The organism is Nocardia sp. NPDC001965 (assembly GCF_053594175.1).
In genome coordinates, this window is record NZ_JBSFDZ010000013.1 from 127,477 (window position 1) to 149,371 (window position 21,895).

The window sequence follows — 21,895 nt, forward strand, 5'->3', positions numbered from 1 at the left end:
CCGTCGATTCGAGCCTAGTTATCAGTCGATTACAACAAGGATCTAATATGACCGAAATACTGAGCCCACCGCCCACGAACACCGCAAATTCCGCTGTATCCGCGCCCGATAGGGCGCCCCGGCGACCGCTGGCGGCCGTACTCGGCGCCGTCGGCATACCGATGTTCATGGTCACCCTGGACAATCTGGTGGTCACCAACGCACTCCCGGTGATCCGCACTGAGCTGAACGCTTCCCTGGGTGACCTCCAATGGTTCGTCAACGCCTACACGCTGTCCTTCGCCGCCCTGCTGCTCACCGCATCCGCGCTGGGCGACAGGCTGGGCCGTCGCCGGGTGTTCGTGGCGGGTATCGCGGTGTTCACCGCCGCCTCGGCGGCCTGCGCGCTGGCGACCGATCCGGGCATGCTGGTCGCCGCGCGGGTGGTTCAGGGATTCGGCGGTGCCGCGGTGATGCCGCTCTCGCTCACCCTGCTGTCGGACGCGGTGCCCGAACGGATGCGCAGCGCGGCCATCGGGATCTGGGGCGGTATCGCCGGCCTGGGTGTGGCGGTCGGACCGCTGCTCGGCGGAGCCGTGGTCGACGGGCTCAGCTGGCAGTGGATCTTCTGGGTCAATGTGCCGATCGGTGTGCTGGTGCTACCGCTGGTGGTCTGGACGCTGCGCGAATCACGGGGCGGAGGTGGGCGCATGGACCCGGTCGGGCTGATACTCGCCTCGGCGGGCGTGCTGGCAGTCGTCTGGGGAATCGTGCACGGGGCCGAGGACGGCTGGACCTCGCGCGGCGTGCTCACGGCACTGATCGGCGGAGCGATCCTGCTGGCCGGGCTGATCGGCTGGGAGCGGCGGGCCGCCGCGCCGATGCTCGCGCCGCGGCTGTTCCGGATCCGGGCTTTCAGCGTGGCCAATGTGGTGGCGTTCGCCTTCTCGATCGGTGTTTTCGGCTCGATCTTCCTGCTGGCCCAGTTCTTCCAGGTGGTGCAGGGGTACAGCCCGCTGGAGTCCGGTATCCGCACCATGCCGTGGACCATGGCGCCGATGGTGGTGGCCCCGCTCGCCGGTCTGGTGATCGACCGGGTCGGCGCGCGGATCCTGCTGGTGACCGGGCAGGCACTGCTCGCGGTGGCGCTGGCCTGGATGGCCACCGTCACCGCGGTGGATCTCGCCTACAGCACCTTCGTGGCACCGCTGCTGCTGGCGGGGGTCGGGATGGGACTGACCTTCGCGCCGTTGGCGACCGTAGTGATGGGCGCGGTGCCGGAGGCGGACCGCTCGGTGGCCTCCGGCACCAACAACACGGTGCGTGAGGTCGGGGTGGCGATGGGTATCGCGGTGCTGGCGTCGGTGTTCGCCTCGCACGGCGCGTACACCGACCCGCAGAGCTATGTGGACGGGCTGGTGCCGGCGGTCTGGGTCGGCGCGGGCGTCGTCGCGGTGGGGGCGCTGGCCGCGGCCCTGCTCCCGGGCCGGATCACCGCGAAGGAATCGGTGAGCTGAACTGTCGCGGCCGGACGGTTCGATCGGCGGCGCGCCTACCGGCGCGTCGCCGATCAGCTTTCGCGGACCGAGACCAGCGATTCGGCGGAGCCGGTGGGAGCGGGCCGGGTGACGGAATGCTGTCGCCGGCTCGCGATCGCGTACAGCACGACCAGCAGCAGGCTGAACCAGACGTAGCCGTTACCGATCACCTTGTCCCAAGCCGACCAGTCCAGCTCGCGGCCGTCGTTACCGGGTAGATCGTTGTGTTCGGCCAGGACGAAGACCACCGCTGTGGCCATCGCCGCGGCGTACCAGCCGCGTACCTCGGACCAGGGCCGGGTGGTCGCGTAGCCGATCATCGCCAGCAGCGCCGGGGCCACCCACACCCAGTGATGTGACCAGGAGATGGGGGAGACGAGCAGCGCGACCACCGCGTTGACCGCCAAGGCGATCATCGGCGGTGTTCCGGTCCGCCGGATGGCCGCCACCGCCACCGCGACCAGCGCGACCGCCGCGAGCAGCCACAACGCCGTGGCCGGCGTGCCGGTGACCTCGAAGCGGGCCAGTACCGCCTGGATCGACTGATTGGTCTGGAACTCCGACCCGCTCAGTCCGCCCACATTGCCGAACCCGCCGAACCAGTACCGCACCGACTCGTCCGGCATCACCGCGAACCCGATCGCCGTGGCGATCGCGCCGCTGATCGCGGCCGTCGCGGCGGCCTTGTAGTCCTTGCGGATCAGGAAGAACAGGACGAATGCCGCCGGAGTGAGTTTGATCGCAGCCGCGATACCGAGCAGCACACCGCGCGGCCAGCGCGGATTGCGGGTCAGGCAGTCGGCCGCGACCAGGCCCATCAGGATCAGGTTGACCTGACCGAAATCCAGGGTCGACCAGACCGGCTCCAGCAGCAGCGACAGCGGGGTCGCGGTCGCGGTGACCAGCAGGGCGAGCCGGCGCCGGTCCTGGCGGGGCCAGATCTGACGGGCCACCAGGTACAGCGTCATGGCCAGCGCGCCGATCGAGACCACGAGGTAGGTGATCACCGACGCGGTCCACGGCAGCAGTGCGTAGATACCGAGAGCCAGCGCCGCGAACGGCGGGTAGATGAACGGGAGGCTGATATCGGCTGCCGTCTCGGGGAGATGGCCGTAGAGATCGCCGCCCGAGCGCCACTCCTCGACCCCGAGGCGATAGACCTCGAGGTCGATGTATTCGCCACTGATGGCGCGGAACGGATCGATCGGGTGCGACATGCACACCCACGTCACGATCACCGCCAGAAGCGGCAGCAGCCAGACCGTCTGCTGGCGGGCACGTCCGGCGAGCGTCTCGGTGCGGGTCAAGGCGTTCGTCATCGGAGGGGACTTTACCGGTTGAACGTGTCCGCGCACCGGGCAGTGATCGGCGAGGGATATCGACGTGAGCCGGGTGGGGGTCATCGAATACGATTCCACCAGCAGCAATACGGGCGCCGGAGCCGACCGCGCCCGTCCACCGATGCCCAGGGGAGAGACGAGTAGACCGTGGCCGACGACACCGACGCAGGCGCAGCGACCGGCGGGCAGGAATCCGCGCTCACCGAAGAAGCCCTGGCCGCCGCGGCCGCGGCGGCCGAGAAAGCCTTCGCGGCCGCCGCCGACCTGGACGCGCTCGCCGCCGCGAAAACCGAGTACATGGGTGGCCGGTCACCGATCGCGCTGGCGCAGCGATCGCTGGGGACGTTGCCCAAATCGGAGAAGGCCGATGCCGGTAAGCGGGTGAACAAGGCGCGGGCGCGTGTATCGGAGGCATTCGAGGAACGGCAGCGGGTACTGCTGGCCGAACGCGATGCCGCGGTACTGGTCGCCGAAGCGATCGATGTCACTCTCCCGGCCGACCGGGGGCCGGTCGGTGCCCGGCATCCGATCACCGTCATCTCCGAGCAGGTCGCCGACGTATTCGTCGGAATGGGCTGGGAGATCGCCGAGGGGCCGGAGGTGGAGACCGAGCATTTCAACTTCGACGCGCTCAACTTCCTGCCCGACCATCCGGCCCGCACCATGCAGGACACCTTCCATATCGCCCCGGCCGGTTCACGTCAGGTGCTGCGTACCCACACCTCTCCGGTGCAGGTGCGGTCGATGCTGGAACGCGAACTGCCGATCTATGTGGTGTGCCCGGGCCGCACCTTCCGGACCGACGAACTCGATGCCACTCATACGCCGGTGTTCTCCCAGGTCGAGGGACTGGCCATCGACAAGGGCCTGACCATGGCCCATCTGCGCGGCACGCTGGACGCGTTCGCGCGGGCCCTGTTCGGTCCCGACACCACCACCCGGATCCGGCCGAACTACTTCCCGTTCACCGAACCCTCGGCCGAGGTCGATGTGTGGTTCCCGGACAAGAAGGGCGGCGCCGGCTGGGTCGAATGGGGCGGCTGCGGCATGGTCAACCCGAAGGTGCTGATCGCCAGCGGTATCGATCCGGCCGAGTACAGCGGGTTCGCCTTCGGGATGGGGTTGGAGCGGACCCTGCAGTTCCGCAACGGTATCCCCGATATGCGCGACATCGTCGAGGGTGATGTGCGGTTCACCCTGCCCTTCGGTATCCGGTCCTGAACTTCCGAGCGAGAGAGCGAACGTCACAGTGCGAGTAGCGCAGTCCTGGCTGACCGAAACGATCCGCCGCACCGTCCCCGACTGGGCGGTGACGCCGGAAGAGCTCGATGCCGGATTCGTCCGGGTCGGCCTCGAGGTCGAGGAGGTCGACACCCTCGAACGGGTCGGCGGCGATATCGAACACCCGCTGGTGGTCGGGCGGGTCGCCGAGATCACCGAACTCACCGAATTCAAGAAGCCCATCCGGTTCTGCAAGGTCGATATCGGCGCGGCGGAGCTCCAGGAGATCGTCTGCGGCGCGTCCAATTTCGCCGTCGGTGATCTGGTGGTCGTGGTGCTGCCCGGCGGGGTGCTGCCGGGCGGTTTCGCCATTTCCTCCCGGAAGACCTACGGGCACGTCTCCAACGGCATGATCTGCTCGGTCGCCGAACTCGGTATCGGCAAGGACCATTCGGGCATCCTCGTGCTGGAACCCGGGACGGCCGAACCCGGTACCGACGCCAACGAACTGCTCGGCCTCGGCGATACCGTCATCGAACTGAACATCACCCCCGATCGCGGGTACTGCTTCTCGGTGCGCGGACTGGCCCGCGAACTGGCCTGCGGCTTCGACCTGGAATACGCCGATCCGGCCGTCCGCACCCTGGGCGCCGGCGACGAGGCGTGGCCGATCCGGGTGGAACCGGAAACACAGTGCACACGTTTCGGTGCGCGCCGGGTGACCGGTATCGATCCGAGCGCGGTGAGCCCGTGGTGGTTGCAGCGCCGGTTGCTGCTGTCGGGGGTACGGCCGATCTCCCCGGCCGTCGACGTCACCAACTACGTGATGCTGGAACTCGGTCAGCCGCTGCACGCCTTCGACGCCGCGAAACTCAGCGGTGGCCTGGTCGTGCGGCGCGCGCGGGCCGGTGAGACCCTGCGCACCCTCGACGATGTCGAACGTGAGCTCGATGCCGAGGACGTGGTGATCGCCGACGACACCGGCGTGGTCTCCCTCGCGGGTGTGATGGGCGGTGCGTCCACCGAGGTCGGAGCGGAATCGACCGATATCGTCCTCGAGGCCGCGACCTGGGATCCGCTGTTCATCTACCGCACCGCTCGCCGGCACAAGCTGGTGTCGGAAGCGAGCAAACGCTACGAGCGCGTGGTGGATCCCGAACTGAACCTCGCCGCGCTGGACCGGGCCGCCACCCTGCTCGCCGAGATCGCCGGGGGCACGGTGGAACCGGTTCTCACCGATATCCGGCTGCCGCTGTCGGCGCCGGAACCCATCCGCATGGATATCGATCTGCCCGACCGGGTGGCCGGGGTGCAGTACGCCCCCGGTACCTCCGCGCGCCGCCTCACCCAGATCGGCTGTCACGTCGAGGTCGCGGTGGACGAGACCAGCGGCCACGGTCAGCTGGTGGTCACCCCGGCGAGCTGGCGGCCCGATCTCGCGCAGCCCGCCGACCTGGTGGAAGAGGTGCTGCGGTTGGAGGGGCTGGAAAAGATCCCGCTGGTACTGCCGCAGGCGCCGGCCGGGCGCGGACTGACCGCGGTACAGCGCCGACGCCGCGCGGTGAGCCGGGCGCTGGCCTTCGCCGGTTGTGTGGAGGTGCTGCCGCCGGTGTTCCTGCCCGCGGATGTGTTCGATATCTGGGGACTGGACGACGACGATCCCCGCCGCACCACCACCCGGGTGCTCAACCCGCTCGATATCGAGCGCGCCGAACTCGCCACCACGCTGCTGCCGGGTCTGCTGGAGGTCGCGGTGCGCAATATCTCGCGCGGCGCCCGCGATCTTGCGCTGTACGGCATCGCCCAGGTGGTGCTGCCCGGGCCGGATACCAAGCCGGTGGAACCGCTGCCGGTGGACCGCCGCCCGACCGAGGCCGAGATCGGTGAACTGCTGGCGTCGCTGCCCGATCAGCCGCAGCATGTCGCGGTGGTGCTCACCGGCCGCCGGGAACCGCGCGGTCCGTGGGGACCGGGCCGGGCTGCCGAGGCGGCCGACGCCTTCGCGCTCGCCGATGTGATCGCCGAGGCCGCCGGGATCGAACTGGAACGCCGGCCCGGCAAGAAGTTGCCCTGGCATCCCGGGCGGTGTGCCGAGCTGACCGTGGCCGGCACGGTGGTCGGTTACGCCGGTGAACTGCATCCGGGGGTGCTGGAGAGGTCCGGTCTGCCGCCGCGCACCTGCGCCCTGGAACTCGACCTGGACGCACTGCCGCTGCGTGATTCCCGGCCCGCTCCCGCCATCTCGCCCTTCCCGGCCGTCCTGCAGGACGTTTCGGTGAGCGTCGCCGCCGAGGTTCCGGCGGGTGCCGTCGAAACGGCGCTGCGATCCGGCGGTGGCGAACTGCTCGAGGACATCTCGCTGTTCGACGTGTACGCGGGTGCGCAGGCGGGGGAGGGACGTAAATCGCTCACCTATGCGCTGCGGTTCCGGGCCGCCGACCGCACCCTCACCGAGGACGAGGCCAGCGCCGCCCGGGACGCCGCGGTGGCGGCCGCCTCGGACGCGGTGGGCGCGGTGATCCGTTCCTAGACGGAGCTGTTCCGGGACAGCGTGGTCCGGTCCGTCCGGACGGACGGGCCGGACGTCGTAGGCTGGTCGTATGAGTGAACCGAGCGCAGGCGATCCGGGCGCGCTCGCCGCGCGGTTGGCGGCCCTGCCCGACGAGCAGTTGCTGGCCGTCCTCGTCGTGGCCACCGCGGGCCGCGACAAGTTGGCCCCCCTGTACGAGGCCGCCACCCGACTGCTGTCGGAAACCGGACAGAGCGCCCCGTCCCCCGATGTGATTCCGGGCACCCCGAGCGTGCCCGGCTATGGGTCCACGTCGGGTATCGGATCGTCGTCGCAGGTCGGCGGGGATATCGGCGCGGCGGCGGGGCAGGCCGCGGGAGTCGCGGGATCGGCCGGTGGGTACAGCCGTTCCGGTGTGCCGACTTTCGGATCCGTACGCGATAAGGTCGAGCGGCGAATCGGCACCGCGTTCGGCGCCCGGACACTCGACCGGCAGAGTCCGGCCGGCCGCGGCGCCGACGAACAGTGGGAAGCGCGTGAACAGGCCGCGCGGGAACGTCTGGCACAGATCCGCACCTCGTTGCACGAGGGTGAGGGCGAAGGGTCCTGACTCCCGCCCGGCCCGCGCCGGAGCGACAGGAGGCCGAGATCGGTGATGCGATACCTTCGCCTTCGCTGCGGCCTCCGCGGACCGCATCGAGCCGCCTCGAAGGAGAATCCGTGATTGAGGTCGATACTGCGCGGGTGGTCGCCGACCGGCTGCTCGAAGCGCAGGTGCAATGGCTGCTCGACGAGGTGAGCGGTGACCGCTTCGCCGAAGTGGTCGCCCGTGATGTGGCCGCCGTCCTCGCGGTCGCGGGCACAGTGGACGCGGGCGAGGTGGTGGAGGTCGAGCACCTCGAGCAGACCGTCGCCACCGTCGTCGACAAGGTCGGAGGCAGTGCGGTGCTGGCCGATACTGTCGGCCTGTTCGCCGACGCCGTCTACGACAGCATCGCCACCAACGAGGACCACACCCTCGGCGAACTCGTCGAACGCGAACCCGTCGAGGCGTTGCTGCAGAAGATCGTGGATATGCACCAGACCCAGGAACGGGTCCTGGAACGCCTGACCGACAGCCCGCTGGTCGCCACCGTCGCCGCCAAGTTCGTCGACAAACTCGTCGGAGACTTCGTGGAGGTCAACCGGCAGCGCGCGGAGAAGATCCCCGGTATGGGCACCCTGATGTCCCTCGGTCAGTCCGCCGCCGACCGGGCCCGCAAGGTCGCCGAATCGAACACCATCCTCGGCGATATCGCCGGTAAGGGCGCCATGTACGCGCTCAAACGCACCAACAGCGCGATCCGCGAAATGCTGCGTGATGCACCCGTGCACGACGCGACCATGGAGTTCTGGGATCTGCACGCCGACGAACCGATCAGCGGCCTGCGGGAGTACCTCACCGCGCAGGACCTGCGTGAACTCGTCCTGCTCTGCTACCGGATCGCGGTGACCACCCGGGAGAAGGAATATTTCGGTCTGCTGGTGGCCGAATGCGTGCAGGTCTGCCACGAGAAGTACCGGGACCACACGCTCGCCGCGCTGCTGGCCGAACTCGGGCTGACCGGCGAGGACATCGTCGCCGAGATCCTGCGGTACGGTCCGGCGGTGGTGGAGGCCGCCAAACGGGACGGGGTGCTGGCCGGGTTGATCCGGGAACGGCTGGAGCCGTTCTATTACTCGGACGAGGTCCTGAAAATACTGACGCCGGCGCCCCAGTAGCCGAGGACCGGATCAAGAATCTCGGACGTCCTCGCGGTCGAGGCCGGAGTCCCGCAGAATCTGGGCAAGAGTTACCGGGTCCACCGGACGTTCGGGTTCGGGTTCCGGCTCGGCGGCATTGGTTCGCGCGATCGGCAGGAGTTCATCGTAACCGTCCTCACCCGGCCGCAACTCCTCGTATCCACGGTAGTAGATGCCGTCCTCGGTCCGGCCGCGCAAGGGAAGTCGGATGGTGACGCCGTCCGCGGCGAGCACCGGCGGGCTGGTGTCGTCAGAGTACGCGGTCAAAGTAGGCCTTCAATCGATCTGCCAGAACAAGGTCACCCAGGGTGAACTCGTTCAGTTTAGCGGTGCCGCCGTACATCCACGCGGTGAATCCCTCGGCGAACGCTTCCGACGGTTTGTCGAAATAGTTGTTCCATCCGCGCCGCCCGCCCAGTGCTTGCAGCATCTCCGCGTGCAGGCTGCGCCACTCGGCGCTGTCGCTGAGCCACCGTCCACCCGTACCGTACGCGGCATCGGTTGCATGCCCGAATTCGTGCCACACCACATTGGCACTCCCCGAATCACCCCCGGTGTTGATGACGATCCGCCGCGGCCCGCCCATGTAGACGCCTTGGACGGTGTTCCAGCTGGTGCCCGCTTTCCGGCCGTACGGAGTGTGGCCGCGCAGGCTGTCGGTTCCCGGCAGGTCGAGCAGCGGCCGGTTGCCGATCACGATGCCGCCGCCGGTGACCGCGTTCATATGGTCGCTCACGCGCTGGTATACGTGGTCCGGGATCCGGGCGAGGTCCTGGATCACGTGGTTCGTCGCGGCCGAACGGTCCATGATGTCGACGAACGGTCCGCCCTCCGGCGGGGGAAAGGCGATGGTGAATTCGTATCCGCCACCGAGTTCGACCCGGTCGCCCGGATGTAGCGTCTTCTGCAAGCCGGGTGTGATCGTCTCACCGTTGATCCGGGTCCCGTTGGACGAACCTTCGTCGCGGATCCAGACGCGCCCGGACGGATGGGTACCCAGCGATGCGTGCCGCCGGGAGAGCGTTTCGTGGCCTGGGTGCCTGGAGGGGAGATCAGGGTTGGTGCGGCCGAGGACCATCGGTTCACCGCCGCGCGGAATTTCGAACGACCGATCCCCGTGGGGACTGTTGAGCTTCACGGTCGTGTTCTTCGGTGTGACCGGGGTGTCGCCGTCCGCGTATTGAGCGCTCCCCGCCCAGTCCGCGAACCGGACGGCGTCGCCCGGACGCAGCGGCACGGGGGTGCCCGGGTCGACCTTCGCGCCGTTGACGAACGTTCCGTGCTCGGAACCGTTGTCCCGCAGCATCACATTGCCGTAGTTGTCCCGGAAAATCGTCGCGTGCCGGGGGGATACCGATTGGTGTGTGACGAGCTGATTTGCCATCGGCGAGGCCGGATCCCGGCCGATGAGCAGTTCCTCACCCCGGCGCAAGTGCAGGGGCGGTACATGCTGGTAGTCCGCCAGGCGTATCGACAGCGGTCGTTCGTCGCCTATTTCGAGCCGGGGACGCTTACCGTCGATCGTCAGCCTGTCCTCGGGCCCGAGGTATCGCTTTTCTCCCGCCGCGAGCGCTCGGCCGTTCACTTCGGTAGCCGGGTGCAGTTCCGGCTGCGGATCGCGGACCCACACCCGTCCGTCCGGGTCGCGCCCGAGGACAACATCCCGTACGCCGGTTCTGATCTCCCGTGCCCAGTTGCTCGGCACGTCCGCTCCGTCATCGATATAACGAACTGGGACGGTCACCTCACGCCCGGGCTCCAACCGGATCGGCTGGAGTCGGAGCTCCGGTGCGAAATGCAGAACAGCGGGTGGATGGACCGGCTCGCCACCCAGATGCGCGGGGGCGCTGAACTCGGGGCCCAATGCGATCTGATCACCATCGTTCAGGGTCACCCGCTGGTTCGGAGCTATCCGGTCGCCGTTGACCCAGACGCCCTCGGACCCGGGGTTGTCCCGGATCCATACCCGGCCTTCGTAGTCCATGCCCAGAGTTGCATGCTGCTCCGAAATACCCCGATATCGGTTCAGCTGTGCGGCGAACGGGGAATTCGGATCGGTCCCCAGTGGCACCGCGCGGCCGGGTTGCAGCTGTGTCGGCAGCGCTTCGGCACCGAAACCGATCCGGAGCTGTATCGGGGGCGCTTCGACACTTCCATCCGCAGGCAGGAACTGGGCCTCCCCCCGGGCCAGCCCGAATCGCAGCGAGTCACCGGGGCGCAGCGTGCGCTTCTCGCCCGGGGCGAGAGCCTCGTCGTTCACCTTGGTGCCGTTCCTGGACCCTTCGTCCTGGATCCAGACTCGGCCGTTGTCGTCCATTCCGACGACGGCGTGATCCTGCGACATCGTCCGCAGGTCGATGTTGTCCGGTCGTTGCACGAAATCGCGGCCGATACCGAGGCTCTCCCCACGGTGCAGGCGCAGCGGCGGCGCGTCGTTGCCGAACAGCCGGACATCTGCCATCTGACGGCGGAAATCGAGACCGAGGTCGAACTGGCGGCTGAGCATCAGTTGCTGACCGTCGTAGACTCTGACCCATTCGCCGGCGGTCATCTGCTTGCCGTCGACGAAAGTCCCGTTCAGCGAGTTGTCGTCGCGGAGGAACACGTGACCGGAGTCGTCGACTCTGATGGTCGCGTGCCGGCGTGAGACATATTCGCTCGCGACGCCGTGCAGCAGCGCGTTCTCGCCTTTGCCGAGCACATACTCGTTGCCGGGCACCAGTCTCAGCGAGAGTTCGTTACCACCCGGTGGGGTGAAGACGACGTCGACGTGACCGCTGACCGGATGCCGGAAGTACTGGGTCTGTCCCGGTGGGGGCGGCGCTGCCGCCAAACTGTAGGCGTCGCGCTCGGGAGCTCGACTGTCCGAATCGATGCGCGCAAGCGGTCGGGTCGGGGGACCGTCGAACGATTCGTCCCGCGGAATCGGACCGCCGTCGGCGGGCTGTTCATCGAGGGCACGGGGCCCGGTGTCCGCGGGCTCGGCGGAAACCGGTCCGCGGTCGGGGATCGCGCGGGTGTGGTTCTCGCCCGGATCAACTCGGGGCACAGCGCGTTCCTGCCGCGCGGGCGCCTGCGCCTGTGTGCGCTGCTCTCCTGATCCGAGCCGGTTTTCCCGTGGCGGGACGACGTTGCGATCGCCCGGCCGCTCCGCGGGAATGTACTGTTGCGTGTCCGCTGCCACCCGGCGGGCCTGCCCGGGAGCGTCACCTGGCGCATGAGGTGGTGGAACGACGTTGCCCGGGTCTGCGGATGTCGGTGGCGGGGCCGCTTCCGACATCCCGTCGAGTCGCTGCAGAACTGCGTCGTGCCACCCGCTGCGGCCCAGTGCGGAGAACGCCGGCCCGAGCTCTTCGACGCGCTGCCGTATCTCGATCACTTCGCCCCGGGTGAAATTGTGCTCCTTCCACTGCACGGTGCCTTCGGCGGGACCGTAGTCCAGGAATTGTTTCGCGAAAGCGCCGATGCGGCCGTCCGGTTCGAACGCCTGGCTGTGGTCTATGCCCCATACCTCGCCCGCCGGATCGATCATCCAGTTCTCGGCACCGCGATCGGGGACGTCGATCAGGGCATCGAGCAGCCCGAGCCGGTTCGCCGAGGGTGTGCCGTGGAAGCGGTTCTCGGGCGTCCAATCCTGCGGATACGCGTCGTGGGCGTTCTGGCCGGGGACCACCTCCATGTAGACGTGGCGGCCATCGATGTGTACAGCGGGTACCCGCGCGCCGACTGCGTCGCCGACGATCGAGGCCAGAAACTCCGCGGGTGCGTGCCGCGGGTCCGATACGACCTTGTGTATCACTTGGGTGCCGTCCGGAAAGGTCAGCAGTTCAAGGGTTCTCGCCGAGTTCTCCGCGGTGCTGTACCGCGCCATGGGCTCCGATACCGGCGGCTCACCGGTGAGCAGCCGGTCGATATGCCGACCGAAGTCCAGCTGGCGCCGGGCGATCGGGGGCAGCTCGAGATCACCGCGCACCCCGTCGACACCGGCTCGGTGCACTCGCAGTGCGCTACCCGCCGCGCCGACGAAACCGCCGCCGAAGCCGACCACCGCGGATTCGCGGACCATCTTGAACATATCGCCGAAGCTGTGGATCTCGCCGGCGTGAATGATCAGCGACGGGATCGCGCCCGATATCCCGCCGAAGAGACCGCCCGCGCCCCCGAGGAGTACGGTTCCGCCGAGATGAGCGGTGAAGCGGCCGGCATCGGTGGTGGCGCGTCCGCCGAAACGTTGCAGTACTCGCGGCGCGAGCCGGCGCCCGGCCTCGGCGCCGACCACACCGCCGAGCACACCACCGGCCACCATTTCGAGCAGTGCGCTCATATCGAATTTCTCGCGGGCTCCCGTTTCGAGATCCCACGCCTGGGCGGAGGCACTGATCGCTACGCTGGTGACAGCGCCGATCTTCGCCGCATGAACTGCCCCGTGCAGCGCGGCGCGGCGTGCGGCACCGACAGCGGCCTGGGTGCCCGCGGTGGTCGCCAGCCGTGCGACGGCCGCGCGCATCGCCTGCTCGGCAGCGAGGCGTTCGGCTACCGCTTTGAATCCGCCCCCGTAGAAGAACAGCAGCGCGTCGTAGGCCAGCTGCACCCCGAGCACGATGCCGGTGACCACCAGCAGATGCTGCGTCTGCTCGGTGATATCGGCCACGTCGTGGCACTGTTTGCCCATATCCGTGCAGACTGCGGCCTGCCTGCGCAGCGCCGCGACGACGGTGCGATTCCGCTCGGCGAGTTCGGCGCGGGCGGCGCCGTCCAGGGCGCTCTCGGCCTGCTTTCCGTCGGCCTCGTACCGCTCGGCCGCCAGGTTCAGCCCGGTGCCGGTTTCGATATACCGGTCGCCGCGGGCCCGCGTCGGTTTCACCCGGAGTTCGGGCCAGTGCCCGATGACCAGATCGCGTACCGTGGCCGGCACTTCTGCCAAGAGCGCGGTCGCGTCCATTTGCGTCTGCTCCCGGTGGTCGTCCCTGTCGGACGCCGCGTGCATTGTCCGGTCTTTCCCATTATTCGATGAACCACGAGGACTTGCTCCCCCGACAGCGGTTTTTGTAGGGATCTCCCTATACGTGGTCCGCTGTCATGCGCTCGGCACCGCGGGCGCTGCCCGTGTGCAACTGTGCTCCCGGCCGTATCCTGGCGTTTCCGGAGCCGGAGGTCCGCTGCCGCGGATCGGGGACAGATCGGTTGTGCGGGAGGCGACAGGTGAGCGAACAGTTTCGGGCAGACCTCGACCGATTGCGTTCGACCGCGCCGGCCTTCGATCAGATCGGTGCGGAGGTCGCGGCACTGACACAGCGATTGGAAGATCTGGTAGCCACCGATCTGGCCCCGTGGGGAAATGACGACACCGGGCGGGCTTTCGGCGCGCAGTTCGCCCCGGAGGAGAAGCAGACGCTGGCAGAACTGCGGAGTCTCACCGAGGCCGTGCAGCAGACCGGCCCGGACCTGTTGCGGGTCGCGGCGAATTTCGAGCAGCAGGACCTGTTGGGTGGCCGGGTGCTGCGGACCACCGATCAGCCGGTTCCGGTCGCGGAGAATCCGGTACCGACCGGCTACATCGCTCCTGTCTCCGGTCTCGTCGCCGACCCTGCCGCTGCCGCTGTGGCTCCTGGCGGCGGGACAACGGCTACCGGTTCCGGTCGCAACGATCTCGGCGCCGGGTCGCCGGGGCCGCTGTCCGCAGCGTCTCCGGCATCCACGGGAACGGATCCGGGCGGGGTTCCTGCTGGCGTGCCCGGTGCCGCACCGGGTGGGGACGCCCCGGCTTCGGATACGCAGCAGTCACCGTCGCGTGAGCAGTCACCGGGTTCCGCCGACGCCCCTGCCCGGGACCGGCCGGGCACCGATCCCGTCGGCGTACCGGCGGCACAATCCGCTACGACGGGGCAGCCCGCGAAGACGGCGGCCTCGCCACCTCCCGCCGTCGCCCGTGCCCCCGTCGGCCCCGCTGCCGATGTGACAAGGCCGGCCCGCGCCGGAGCCGCGGCCGGGCCCGGTTCCCCGTGGTCCAAATCCCCGTCCAGTGGTCCACCCCGGATCAGCGCACCCGGGGCGGGCGGATCCGATATGCCGCCGCGGCTGCCGGCCCGCCCGCCGCAGCGGCGCACCGCGGAACCCGCCGAACCGAAACGCTCGCCGGTGGAAGGAGCTGTCGAGCCCCTCGCGGCCCGACTGGCCCGGGAGCTGGCCGAACGGCACGACGTCCGGGCATTCGGATTCGATACACCGGGTGTGCCCCGTGAGGTGCTGATGGAGATGACCGCCGCAGTGCACGATGTCCTGCCACGGCATCCGGCGATCGCCCTGGCGGCCCTCGGTCTCGCCGAACTGGCGGACGGAACCACGATACGGCTGGATCCGGAACCATCGAACCAGCCGGCCGGGTCCGATGCGGACGTCGATTCGATCGTCGGCCGTCCGCTACGCATAACCCTGGCCGTCCGCGCGGCTGTGGAACCGGCGGCGCTGGAACGTGCGGTCCGGTCGGACGCGGAGGCGGGGCTGCTCGCACCCGGTTGCACCCAGCGGCCGGTGTACTCCGCCGTGGTCCGTGAGCTGGGGCGCGCTCTCGACGCGGCCGGTGGCTTCCGGGCCCGTACCGCGACCCGGCATGCCCTCGTTGCCGCCTACCTGCCGCTGGCGGACCGGGGCGCCACCGGATCGCTGGCCCGCACGGTATCCGGATTCGGACAGTGGCGAGCACAATTGAGCGGTGGTTTCCGAGCCGGTCGATTCAATCCCGAGGCGGCTCTGGCCGAGGCATTCACCGAAGTAGTGCTGGATGTCGCCCGGGCCTCGCATCCGGCCCGAACCCTGCATCGGCTACTGGTCGACAGTGCGAACGCGGCGCGGCTCGACCACGCCGCACCGGGAGACCGGGGACAACGATGAGGGCCCGGCGTTCTTCCGGTACGACGTACCGCCGCGCACAAGTCGGCGCCGCGCGGGTCACATGGGCCCGTGCCACTCCGATCCGATATCGGAAATTACAAGGAATGCACCTGATCGGCGTCTTTCCTGCCCGACTCGGGTCGTCCCGACTGTTCGGCGAGTAGATCGCGGATCTCGGTGAGCAGGGCGATATCGGCCGGGATCGCGGTGACCACCCGGGAGAAGGAATATTTCGGTCTGCTGGCGGCCGAATGCGTGCAGGTCTGCCACGAGAAGTACCGGGACCACACGCTCGCCGCGCTGCTGGCCGAACTCGGGCTGACCGGCGAGGACATCGTCGCCGAGATCCTGCGGTACGGTCCGGCGGTGGTGGAGGCCGCCAAACGGGACGGGGTGCTGGCCGGGTTGATCCGGGAACGGCTGGAGCCGTTCTACCACTCCGAAGAAGTCCTGAAAATACTGTCCCCGGCCGGGTGATCAGCGCCGGGCCACCACAGCCCGTTCCACCGCGCCGAAGGCGATATCGCTGAGCTTGCCGAGGCCGGCCAGCAGCACGATGGCGAGCAACATGATGTCGGTGCGGCCGGTGTTCTGGCTGTCTATCAGGAGAAATCCCAGGCCCTTCGACGAGGCGATGAGTTCGGCCGCCACCAGGAACAACCAGCCGTTGACCAGTCCGAGCCGCAACCCGTTGAGAACAGCCGGGGCCGCGGCGGGCAGCATGATGCGGGTGAGCAGGGCTGCACCGCGCAGGCCGTAGGCGCGGCCCACCTCGATCAGCTGCGGATCCACCTGGGACAACGCCGAGGCGGTGGTGGTGTAGATCGGGAAGAACGCGCCGATCGCGACCAGCACGATCTTGGGCTGTTCGCCGATACCCAGCCACAACAACAGCAGCGGCACCCACGCGAGTGACGGTACGGTGCGCAGGATCTCGACGGTGGGTGCCAGCATCCGGCGGGCGAGGCCGGACAGGCCGATCAGCGCGCCCAGCGCCAGCGCGGCCGCCGCGCCGGTGAGGTAGCCGATGATCTCCCGCTGCACACTGATGGCCAGGTGGTTCCACAACGCGCCGTCGCCGAGCAGGTCACCGGCGGCGGCGAGGACATCGGCCGGGGGCGGGAGCTGAGACGGCGAGTACAGGCCCGCCGCGGTGACGGCCTGCCAGAGCGCGAGCAGTGCGAGCGGCACGACCAGTCCGAGTCCGAATCCGGCCCACCGCAACCGGTTCGCGGGCCGGGGTCCGTCCCCGGTACCGGATTCCGGAGCGGTGAACGACGGTGCGGTGCTCACAGTGCTGCCTGTACCGCGTACTTCGGTTCGAACAGCGATTCCAGCGCGGCGGTCGCGGCCTCCGCCGAGCGCACGCTGCCGTCACCGGCGATGATGGGCACCACTCGTTCCAGGACCGCGCGCAACTCCGGGCCCGGCACCGGATCGTTGTCGAGCACGGTACGTTCGAGTTCCTCCGCCGCGATCTCCGGAGTCACCCCGGCTTCCCGTGCCAGCAGCCCGGTCAGTTCGGCCGGATGCGCCAGCGCCCAGTCGCGGGCTTTCTCGTAGGCGTCCACCACAGCCTGTGCGCGGTCGGGATGTTCGGTGAGGAAGTCCTCGCGGGCGTTGAGGGTGCCGTAGGTGGCGAAATCCGGATTCCGGTAGAGCAGCTGCGATTTGCCCTCCTGCCGGCTCTGGGCCAGATAGGGATCGAGCCCGGCCCAGGCCGCCACCGCGCCGCGTTCCAGCGCGACCTTGCCGTCGGAGTGCTGGAGATTGACGATATCGACGTCCTTGCCGGTGAGCCCGGCGGTGCCCAGCGCCTGCAGTAGGAAGAAGTAGGGGTCGGTGCCCTTGGTGGCCGCGATCTTCTGCCCGCGCAACTTCGCCACCGAATCGATCGGCGAACCGGGAGCCACCGCCAGCGCTGTCCATTCCGGTTTGCTGTACAGCGACACTACTTTGAGCGGTGTGTTGTTGGCGCGCGCCATCAGCGCCGCCGCCCCGGCCGTCGATCCCACATCGATGGCTTCGGCCCGCAGGTTCTCGTTCGCCTTGTTACTGCCCGCCGACAGCACCCAGGTCACGTTGTAGCCGGCGTTCTCCAGCAATTTCCGGTCCCGGACCACCAGGCTCAGCGGGTTGTAGTAGGCGTAGTCCAGCTTGATATCGGCGCCGCCCGCGGCGTCGGCGCCCTCACCCTGGACACAGCCGGCGGTCAGCGCGGCCACCGCCGCGGTCAGGAACGCCAGTGCCGCACGGAACTTCATCGGAGGGTCTCCTTCACGAGAGCATCGGCGGCCGGGGCCGCGCCGGGCTCGGGGACACCGAGCCGGTCGAGCAGGGTGGCACGCAGCGCGGTGAGCCGGCTGTCGGAGCGATCGCGGGGACGCGTTCCGGGCACGTCGAAGACGGCACCGATCCCGGAGCCGCGGCCCGATTCGGCTTCCAGCAGCACGATCCGGTCGGCCAGGACGAGCGCCTCGTCGATATCGTGGGTGACCAGCACCACGGTGGTGGCGACCTCGCTGTGCACATCGACCAGCAGGTTCTGCATCTTGAGCCGGTTCAGGGCGTCCAGGGCCGCGAAGGGCTCGTCCAGCAGCAGCACGCCGGGCCGCCGTACCAGCGCGCGCGCCAGGGCCGCCCGCTGGGCCATACCGCCGGAGATCCGGCGGGGCCGGTACTCGGCGAAACCGGTGAGTCCCACGATGTCCAGCCAGCTCCGGACCGCCGCCGCCCCGGCCGCGCGGCCCGTTCCGGCCGGCAGCCCGAGCGCCACATTGCCGGCCACATTGCGCCACGGCAGCAGGCGCGGCTCCTGGAAGACCACCGCGCAGCGTGGGTCGACGCCGGAGATGGGCCGGTCGTCGATGGTTACCGATCCGGCTGTGGGCCGGTCGAGGCCGGCGGCGAGTCGCAGCAGTGTCGATTTTCCCGAACCGGACGCGCCGAGGAGGGCGACGATCTCACCGGGAGCGATATCGAGGTCGATATCGCGCAGCACGGTGGCCGGTCCGAAGCTGCGTCGCACCCCACGCAGCGTGAGGGCCGCAGGGTGGAGCGCGGTCGAGGTCACCGGGGGAAGATATGCCCCGCTTCAGCCGCCGAACAGGTTTATACGACGCATGATCCGAATACGCCGGGCCGGCTGCGCCGAATGTCTAGGAGGAGTGCACCTTTTCGGTGTCCTTCTTGCTCAGCTCGGGCCGGCCGGCCTGCTCGGCGAGCAGGTCGCGAATTTCGGTGAGCAGCGCGATATCGGCCGGGGTCGACGGTTCGGCTTCTACCTTGTTCCGGGCGTAGAAACGCTTCTGCATGGATTTCATCGGCAGGATGAGCGCGAAATAGAGCACCGCCGCGACCATGACGAAGTCGATGGCGGCGCTGATGATCGGGCCCAGTGCGACGAATGTCGCCGGTTTGCCCGCCAGCAGGGTGACGCCGAAGCCGAATTGGCTGCTCCCACCGAGGACGGCCAGCAACGGCTCCACCACACCCTTGGTGACCGAGCTCACCACCGCGGTGAATGCCGTGCCCATGACGACGGCGACGGCCAGATCGATGACGTTCCCACGCATGAGGAAGTCTTTGAAACCTTTGAGCATCAACCCACTCCGTATCGGACGCTGCTTCTCCCGCCGGTCCCGGTCTCGGCCGATGAGCGGTATCGCTGCGATCGAGGTCCCGGCGCTGCACCGCAGGTGATAGTGGCAGCCGGGGATGTCGCGCGCAAACCGGCAGCGATCCGGTGGACCCTCGCACCGCCCCGATCCCCGGCGCCGGCCGGGCGGCGGCGCCGGGCGGCGCGGCTCGCCGCGCGTTAAGGTCGGGTCATCGGGGTGGGCAGGCAGATATCGAGCAGGAGGAACCCGTGACATCGACAACACTGCTGGGCCGGGCGGTCCGGGGTTTCAACACCGGCGTGGTGGCGCTGCTCGATATCCCGGTGCTGGGGCCGTTGCTGGGTAAGGGCTTCGTGGAGATCGAGTATGTGGGCCGCCGGTCGGGGCAGACCTTCCGGACACCGGTCAACTACCTGAAGAAGAACGGCGAACTGGTCATCGGCGTCGCCATGCCGGACAAGAAGCGCTGGTGGCGGAACTTCCTGGGGGAGGGCGCACCGATCCTGCTGCATCTGCGCGACGGCGACCGGCGTGGGCACGCGACGGCCCAGCGGGACGAGAAAGGCCGGGTCACCGTACGGGTCCGGCTCGACGATCCGAGCTGAGCGCGTCCGGCCGCGTAATCGCCGCCGGGAGCACATTGTCCCGGAAACAGAGATGCGCCGGCATCCGGCGACAGCTAATGTCGGTCGCATGTCGAGCCCGGAGGCATCCAGAGCAGGGCTGCCGGTCATCCCCGTCAGCCCCTGACCTCTCGCTGTGCAAGGAACCGTGCCGTGTCTCCCACCGGCACGGTGATCCGGTGATTCCCGGGCGCTGACCGGGGTGACGAGACGTTTCCTGTCTCTTCCACCTCGGAGTCCTCCATGCCCTTCACTCTCTATCTACTTGCCCTGGCGATTTTCGCCATGGGCACTTCGGAATTCATGCTGGCCGGGTTGATCCCCGATATCGCAGCCGATCTCGGTGTGGGTCTCGGCACCACCGGACTGCTGACCTCGGCCTTCGCGGTCGGAATGGTCGTGGGCGCACCGCTGATGGCGGGCCTCGCCCGGAACTGGCCGATGCGGTCGAGTCTGCTGGGGTTCCTGCTGCTGTTCCTGGCGGCGCATATCGCCGGAGCCGTGACCGGGAGTTTCTCCTTCCTGGTGGCCACCCGGGTGGTGGCGGCCGTCGCGAATGCCGGTTTTCTCGCGGTCGCGCTGACCGCGGCCGCCGCGCTGGTTCCCGCCGGGAGCAAGGGGCGAGCACTGGCGGTCCTGCTGTCCGGGACCGCCGTCGCCACCGTGGCGGGAGTGCCCGGCGGGGCGCTGCTCGGCGCGGTCCTCGGCTGGCGGGCGACGTTCTGGACGCTCGCGGTGATCTGCCTGCCGGTGGCGGCCGGGATACTGCTCGCCGGGATTCCGGAACGCCTGCACCCGGCCGGTCCCGGCGCGCGCCCGGAGCTCGGCCGGGAACTCGCCCAGCTGCGTCGCCCGCGGCTGCTCGCGGTCATGCTGCTGGGCGCCCTCGTGAACGCCGCCACCTTCGGCAGTTTCACCTTCCTCGCACCGTTGGTCACCGGCGCGGCCGGGCTCGCCCCGCTCTGGGTGCCGGTGGCGCTCGTCCTGTTCGGTGCGGGTTCCTTCGCGGGTGTGACCGTCGCCGGCCGACTGTCCGACAACCGTGCCGGAACGGTGTTCGCGGTGGCCGGGCCGCTGCTGTGCGGTGGCTGGATCGCGCTCGCCGCGACGGCCGGTCATCCGGTTGCCCTGTTGGTCCTGGTGTGCGTTCAGGGCGCGCTGTCGTTCGCGGTGGGGAGCACTCTCATCACCAGGGTTCTCTACGAGGCCGCGGCGGCACCGACCATGGCGGGTTCGTATGCGACCGCGGCACTGAACATCGGTGCCGCGGCCGGGCCGGTGGTGGCGGCGTTCGCGCTCGGTACCGGCGCCGGCGAACTGGGTCCGATATGGGTGAGTGCGGCGCTGGTCGCCGTGGCGCTGTCGACGGCGCCGAAGTCGCGCGCGGTGCTCACCGCGCGGCCGGACCCGGTACCGGTCGATCGGTAGCGACCGCCTCGGGTCGTGGCCGGTGAGACCGGCCGCGACCCGCCCGGATCGAAGTCCTGCCCGGTACTCGGAGCGGCGAGTACCGGGCACGTGGCCGGGATGGACGCTCGGTGAACAGCGGGTGGTGTAAACGGAACGTAACAGTGTCCAGAGTTCGACGACACGCGACCCGAACCGGCGCGCCGGCCCCGGCCCGTTGGCTAATCTCGGCAATACCATCCGGAGTGGCCGAGTGGTGTGGCGCAACGGGCCAGGGTGATGGAGGTACCGAGCGTGGGTACACCGTCGACGATCGATATGCGGGCACGCGGCCCGCGGCTGTATCACGTGCACCAGGATCATCCGCTGGCCGGTGCGCTGCTCGCCGAACTCGCGATCGACTACAGCATCCGGTACGGAGGTACCGCCGGGGCGATCCACCGCCGCCTCCGGGATTGTCCCGCCACCGATTTCCTCGCACCCGACGGTGGTCTGCTGGTACTGGTGGACCACGACGGTCCGGTCGCGGGCGGTGGTTTCCGCCGGGTCGATGCCACGACGGCCGAATTGAAGCGGGTGTGGACCGCGCGTGAGCATCGCCGCGCCGGGCTGGCGACCCGGGTACTCGCCGAACTGGAGACGGAGATGGTCCGGCTCGGCTATCGGCAGGTGGCGGCGACTACCGGCGACCGGCAGCCCGAGGCCCGTGCGCTCTACGCGGCGGCGGGATTCGCGGAGGTCGACACCGAGGTCGCCCGGCGCTTCCGGTTCGAGAAAGCTCTGGGTGCCGGATCGCGATCCTTCGGCGCGCACAGCGTCGAGGTCCTGGGGCGGCGCCGCCGACACCGCTGAACTCGGTTGCCGGTCGCATGACCGGCTGCCGGACGATGGATTCCGCGGCTTTTGCCGGCCTCGGATCCGGCCGCGGCCGGCTCGTATCGCACCGGGCCCGGCTCGTCGCGCCCGTGCGCATGGTTGTCCGGCT

At 69.0% G+C, this 21,895-nt stretch carries 17 protein-coding genes; 10 read left to right on the plus strand and 7 right to left on the minus strand.

Features of this window, described 5'->3' with window-relative positions; genetic code table 11:
- Nucleotides 1-47: 47 nt before the first annotated feature.
- Nucleotides 48-1,496: an MFS transporter gene (locus ACWCPQ_RS19980; RefSeq protein ID WP_449900855.1), complete on the plus strand. Its 1,449-nt coding sequence runs from the start codon at nucleotides 48-50 to the stop codon at nucleotides 1,494-1,496.
- Nucleotides 1,497-1,549: 53 nt separating this feature from the next.
- On the opposite strand, the gene ACWCPQ_RS19985 is transcribed toward ACWCPQ_RS19980, so the two are convergent.
- Nucleotides 1,550-2,836 carry a glycosyltransferase 87 family protein gene (locus ACWCPQ_RS19985; RefSeq protein WP_449900857.1) on the minus strand — a complete coding sequence of 429 codons (1,287 nt, stop codon included), beginning with the start codon at nucleotides 2,834-2,836 and terminating at the stop codon, nucleotides 1,550-1,552.
- A gap of 168 nt (nucleotides 2,837-3,004) precedes the next feature.
- On the opposite strand from ACWCPQ_RS19985, the gene pheS reads away from it, so the two are divergent.
- The 4 genes from pheS (at nucleotide 3,005) to ACWCPQ_RS20005 (ending at nucleotide 8,348) form a co-directional block, all read left to right on the plus strand.
- Nucleotides 3,005-4,078, plus strand: a complete 1,074-nt coding sequence (gene pheS, locus ACWCPQ_RS19990; protein ID WP_449900859.1) for a phenylalanine--tRNA ligase subunit alpha — start codon at nucleotides 3,005-3,007, stop codon at nucleotides 4,076-4,078.
- Between the two features lie 28 nt (nucleotides 4,079-4,106).
- A complete protein-coding gene (gene pheT, locus ACWCPQ_RS19995; protein ID WP_449900861.1) occupies nucleotides 4,107-6,608 on the plus strand; it encodes a phenylalanine--tRNA ligase subunit beta in 2,502 nt (833 codons plus the stop codon).
- Nucleotides 6,609-6,678: 70 nt separating this feature from the next.
- On the plus strand, nucleotides 6,679-7,197 hold the full coding sequence (locus ACWCPQ_RS20000) for a hypothetical protein (RefSeq protein ID WP_449900863.1): 519 nt from the start codon (nucleotides 6,679-6,681) through the stop codon (nucleotides 7,195-7,197).
- A gap of 110 nt (nucleotides 7,198-7,307) precedes the next feature.
- A complete protein-coding gene (locus ACWCPQ_RS20005) occupies nucleotides 7,308-8,348 on the plus strand; it encodes a hypothetical protein (RefSeq protein ID WP_449900864.1) in 1,041 nt (346 codons plus the stop codon).
- 12 nt (nucleotides 8,349-8,360) lie between these two features.
- Here the strand turns inward: ACWCPQ_RS20005 and ACWCPQ_RS20010 are convergent, their stop codons facing one another.
- Both ACWCPQ_RS20010 and ACWCPQ_RS20015 read right to left on the minus strand, forming a co-directional pair.
- Entirely contained in the window at nucleotides 8,361-8,636 is a 276-nt protein-coding gene (locus ACWCPQ_RS20010) for a hypothetical protein (protein WP_449900866.1), read from the minus strand.
- On the minus strand, nucleotides 8,620-13,311 hold the full coding sequence (locus ACWCPQ_RS20015) for an FHA domain-containing protein (RefSeq protein WP_449900868.1): 4,692 nt from the start codon (nucleotides 13,309-13,311) through the stop codon (nucleotides 8,620-8,622). Before ACWCPQ_RS20015 ends, ACWCPQ_RS20010 begins: the two co-directional genes overlap by 17 nt.
- 260 nt (nucleotides 13,312-13,571) lie before the next feature.
- Between ACWCPQ_RS20015 and ACWCPQ_RS20020 the strand changes: the two genes are divergently transcribed.
- Complete coding sequence (locus ACWCPQ_RS20020; RefSeq protein WP_449900870.1) at nucleotides 13,572-15,260, plus strand: hypothetical protein; 1,689 nt, start codon at nucleotides 13,572-13,574, stop codon at nucleotides 15,258-15,260.
- Nucleotides 15,261-15,437: 177 nt separating this feature from the next.
- Nucleotides 15,438-15,737 (plus strand): hypothetical protein, encoded by a 300-nt coding sequence (locus tag ACWCPQ_RS20025; protein WP_449900872.1) that lies wholly within the window; start codon nucleotides 15,438-15,440, stop codon nucleotides 15,735-15,737.
- Here ACWCPQ_RS20025 and ACWCPQ_RS20030 read toward each other — a convergent pair whose 3' ends face one another.
- The 4 genes from ACWCPQ_RS20030 to mscL form a co-directional block, all read right to left on the minus strand.
- Nucleotides 15,738-16,451 carry an ABC transporter permease gene (locus ACWCPQ_RS20030; protein WP_449900983.1) on the minus strand — a complete coding sequence of 238 codons (714 nt, stop codon included), beginning with the start codon at nucleotides 16,449-16,451 and terminating at the stop codon, nucleotides 15,738-15,740. It abuts the gene before it with no gap.
- A gap of 98 nt (nucleotides 16,452-16,549) precedes the next feature.
- Entirely contained in the window at nucleotides 16,550-17,524 is a 975-nt protein-coding gene (locus tag ACWCPQ_RS20035; RefSeq protein ID WP_449900875.1) for an aliphatic sulfonate ABC transporter substrate-binding protein, read from the minus strand.
- Entirely contained in the window at nucleotides 17,521-18,333 is an 813-nt protein-coding gene (locus ACWCPQ_RS20040) for an ABC transporter ATP-binding protein (RefSeq protein ID WP_449900878.1), read from the minus strand. Before ACWCPQ_RS20040 ends, ACWCPQ_RS20035 begins: the two co-directional genes overlap by 4 nt.
- 85 nt (nucleotides 18,334-18,418) lie before the next feature.
- Nucleotides 18,419-18,862, minus strand: coding sequence for a large conductance mechanosensitive channel protein MscL (gene mscL / locus ACWCPQ_RS20045; protein WP_449900881.1), 444 nt, complete (start codon nucleotides 18,860-18,862; stop codon nucleotides 18,419-18,421).
- A gap of 266 nt (nucleotides 18,863-19,128) precedes the next feature.
- On the opposite strand from mscL, the gene ACWCPQ_RS20050 reads away from it, so the two are divergent.
- The 3 genes from ACWCPQ_RS20050 to ACWCPQ_RS20060 all read left to right on the plus strand — a co-directional run bounded on the left by ACWCPQ_RS20050 (nucleotide 19,129) and on the right by ACWCPQ_RS20060 (nucleotide 21,762).
- Nucleotides 19,129-19,485: a hypothetical protein gene (locus ACWCPQ_RS20050; protein ID WP_449900883.1), complete on the plus strand. Its 357-nt coding sequence runs from the start codon at nucleotides 19,129-19,131 to the stop codon at nucleotides 19,483-19,485.
- 261 nt (nucleotides 19,486-19,746) lie between these two features.
- Complete coding sequence (locus ACWCPQ_RS20055) at nucleotides 19,747-20,931, plus strand: Cmx/CmrA family chloramphenicol efflux MFS transporter (protein ID WP_449900885.1); 1,185 nt, start codon at nucleotides 19,747-19,749, stop codon at nucleotides 20,929-20,931.
- A gap of 273 nt (nucleotides 20,932-21,204) precedes the next feature.
- On the plus strand, nucleotides 21,205-21,762 hold the full coding sequence (locus ACWCPQ_RS20060; RefSeq protein ID WP_449900888.1) for a GNAT family N-acetyltransferase: 558 nt from the start codon (nucleotides 21,205-21,207) through the stop codon (nucleotides 21,760-21,762).
- Nucleotides 21,763-21,895 lie beyond the last annotated feature (133 nt).

Coding starts and splice junctions, on each gene's coding strand:
- ACWCPQ_RS19980 (WP_449900855.1), top strand. CDS start 48: ATGACCGAAATACTGAGCCCACCGCCCACGAACACCGCAAATTCCGCT.
- ACWCPQ_RS19985 (WP_449900857.1), bottom strand. CDS start 2,836: ATGACGAACGCCTTGACCCGCACCGAGACGCTCGCCGGACGTGCCCGC.
- ACWCPQ_RS20000 (WP_449900863.1), top strand. CDS start 6,679: ATGAGTGAACCGAGCGCAGGCGATCCGGGCGCGCTCGCCGCGCGGTTG.
- ACWCPQ_RS20015 (WP_449900868.1), bottom strand. CDS start 13,311: ATGGACGCGACCGCGCTCTTGGCAGAAGTGCCGGCCACGGTACGCGAT.
- ACWCPQ_RS20035 (WP_449900875.1), bottom strand. CDS start 17,524: ATGAAGTTCCGTGCGGCACTGGCGTTCCTGACCGCGGCGGTGGCCGCG.
- mscL (WP_449900881.1), bottom strand. CDS start 18,862: ATGCTCAAAGGTTTCAAAGACTTCCTCATGCGTGGGAACGTCATCGAT.
- ACWCPQ_RS20055 (WP_449900885.1), top strand. CDS start 19,747: ATGCCCTTCACTCTCTATCTACTTGCCCTGGCGATTTTCGCCATGGGC.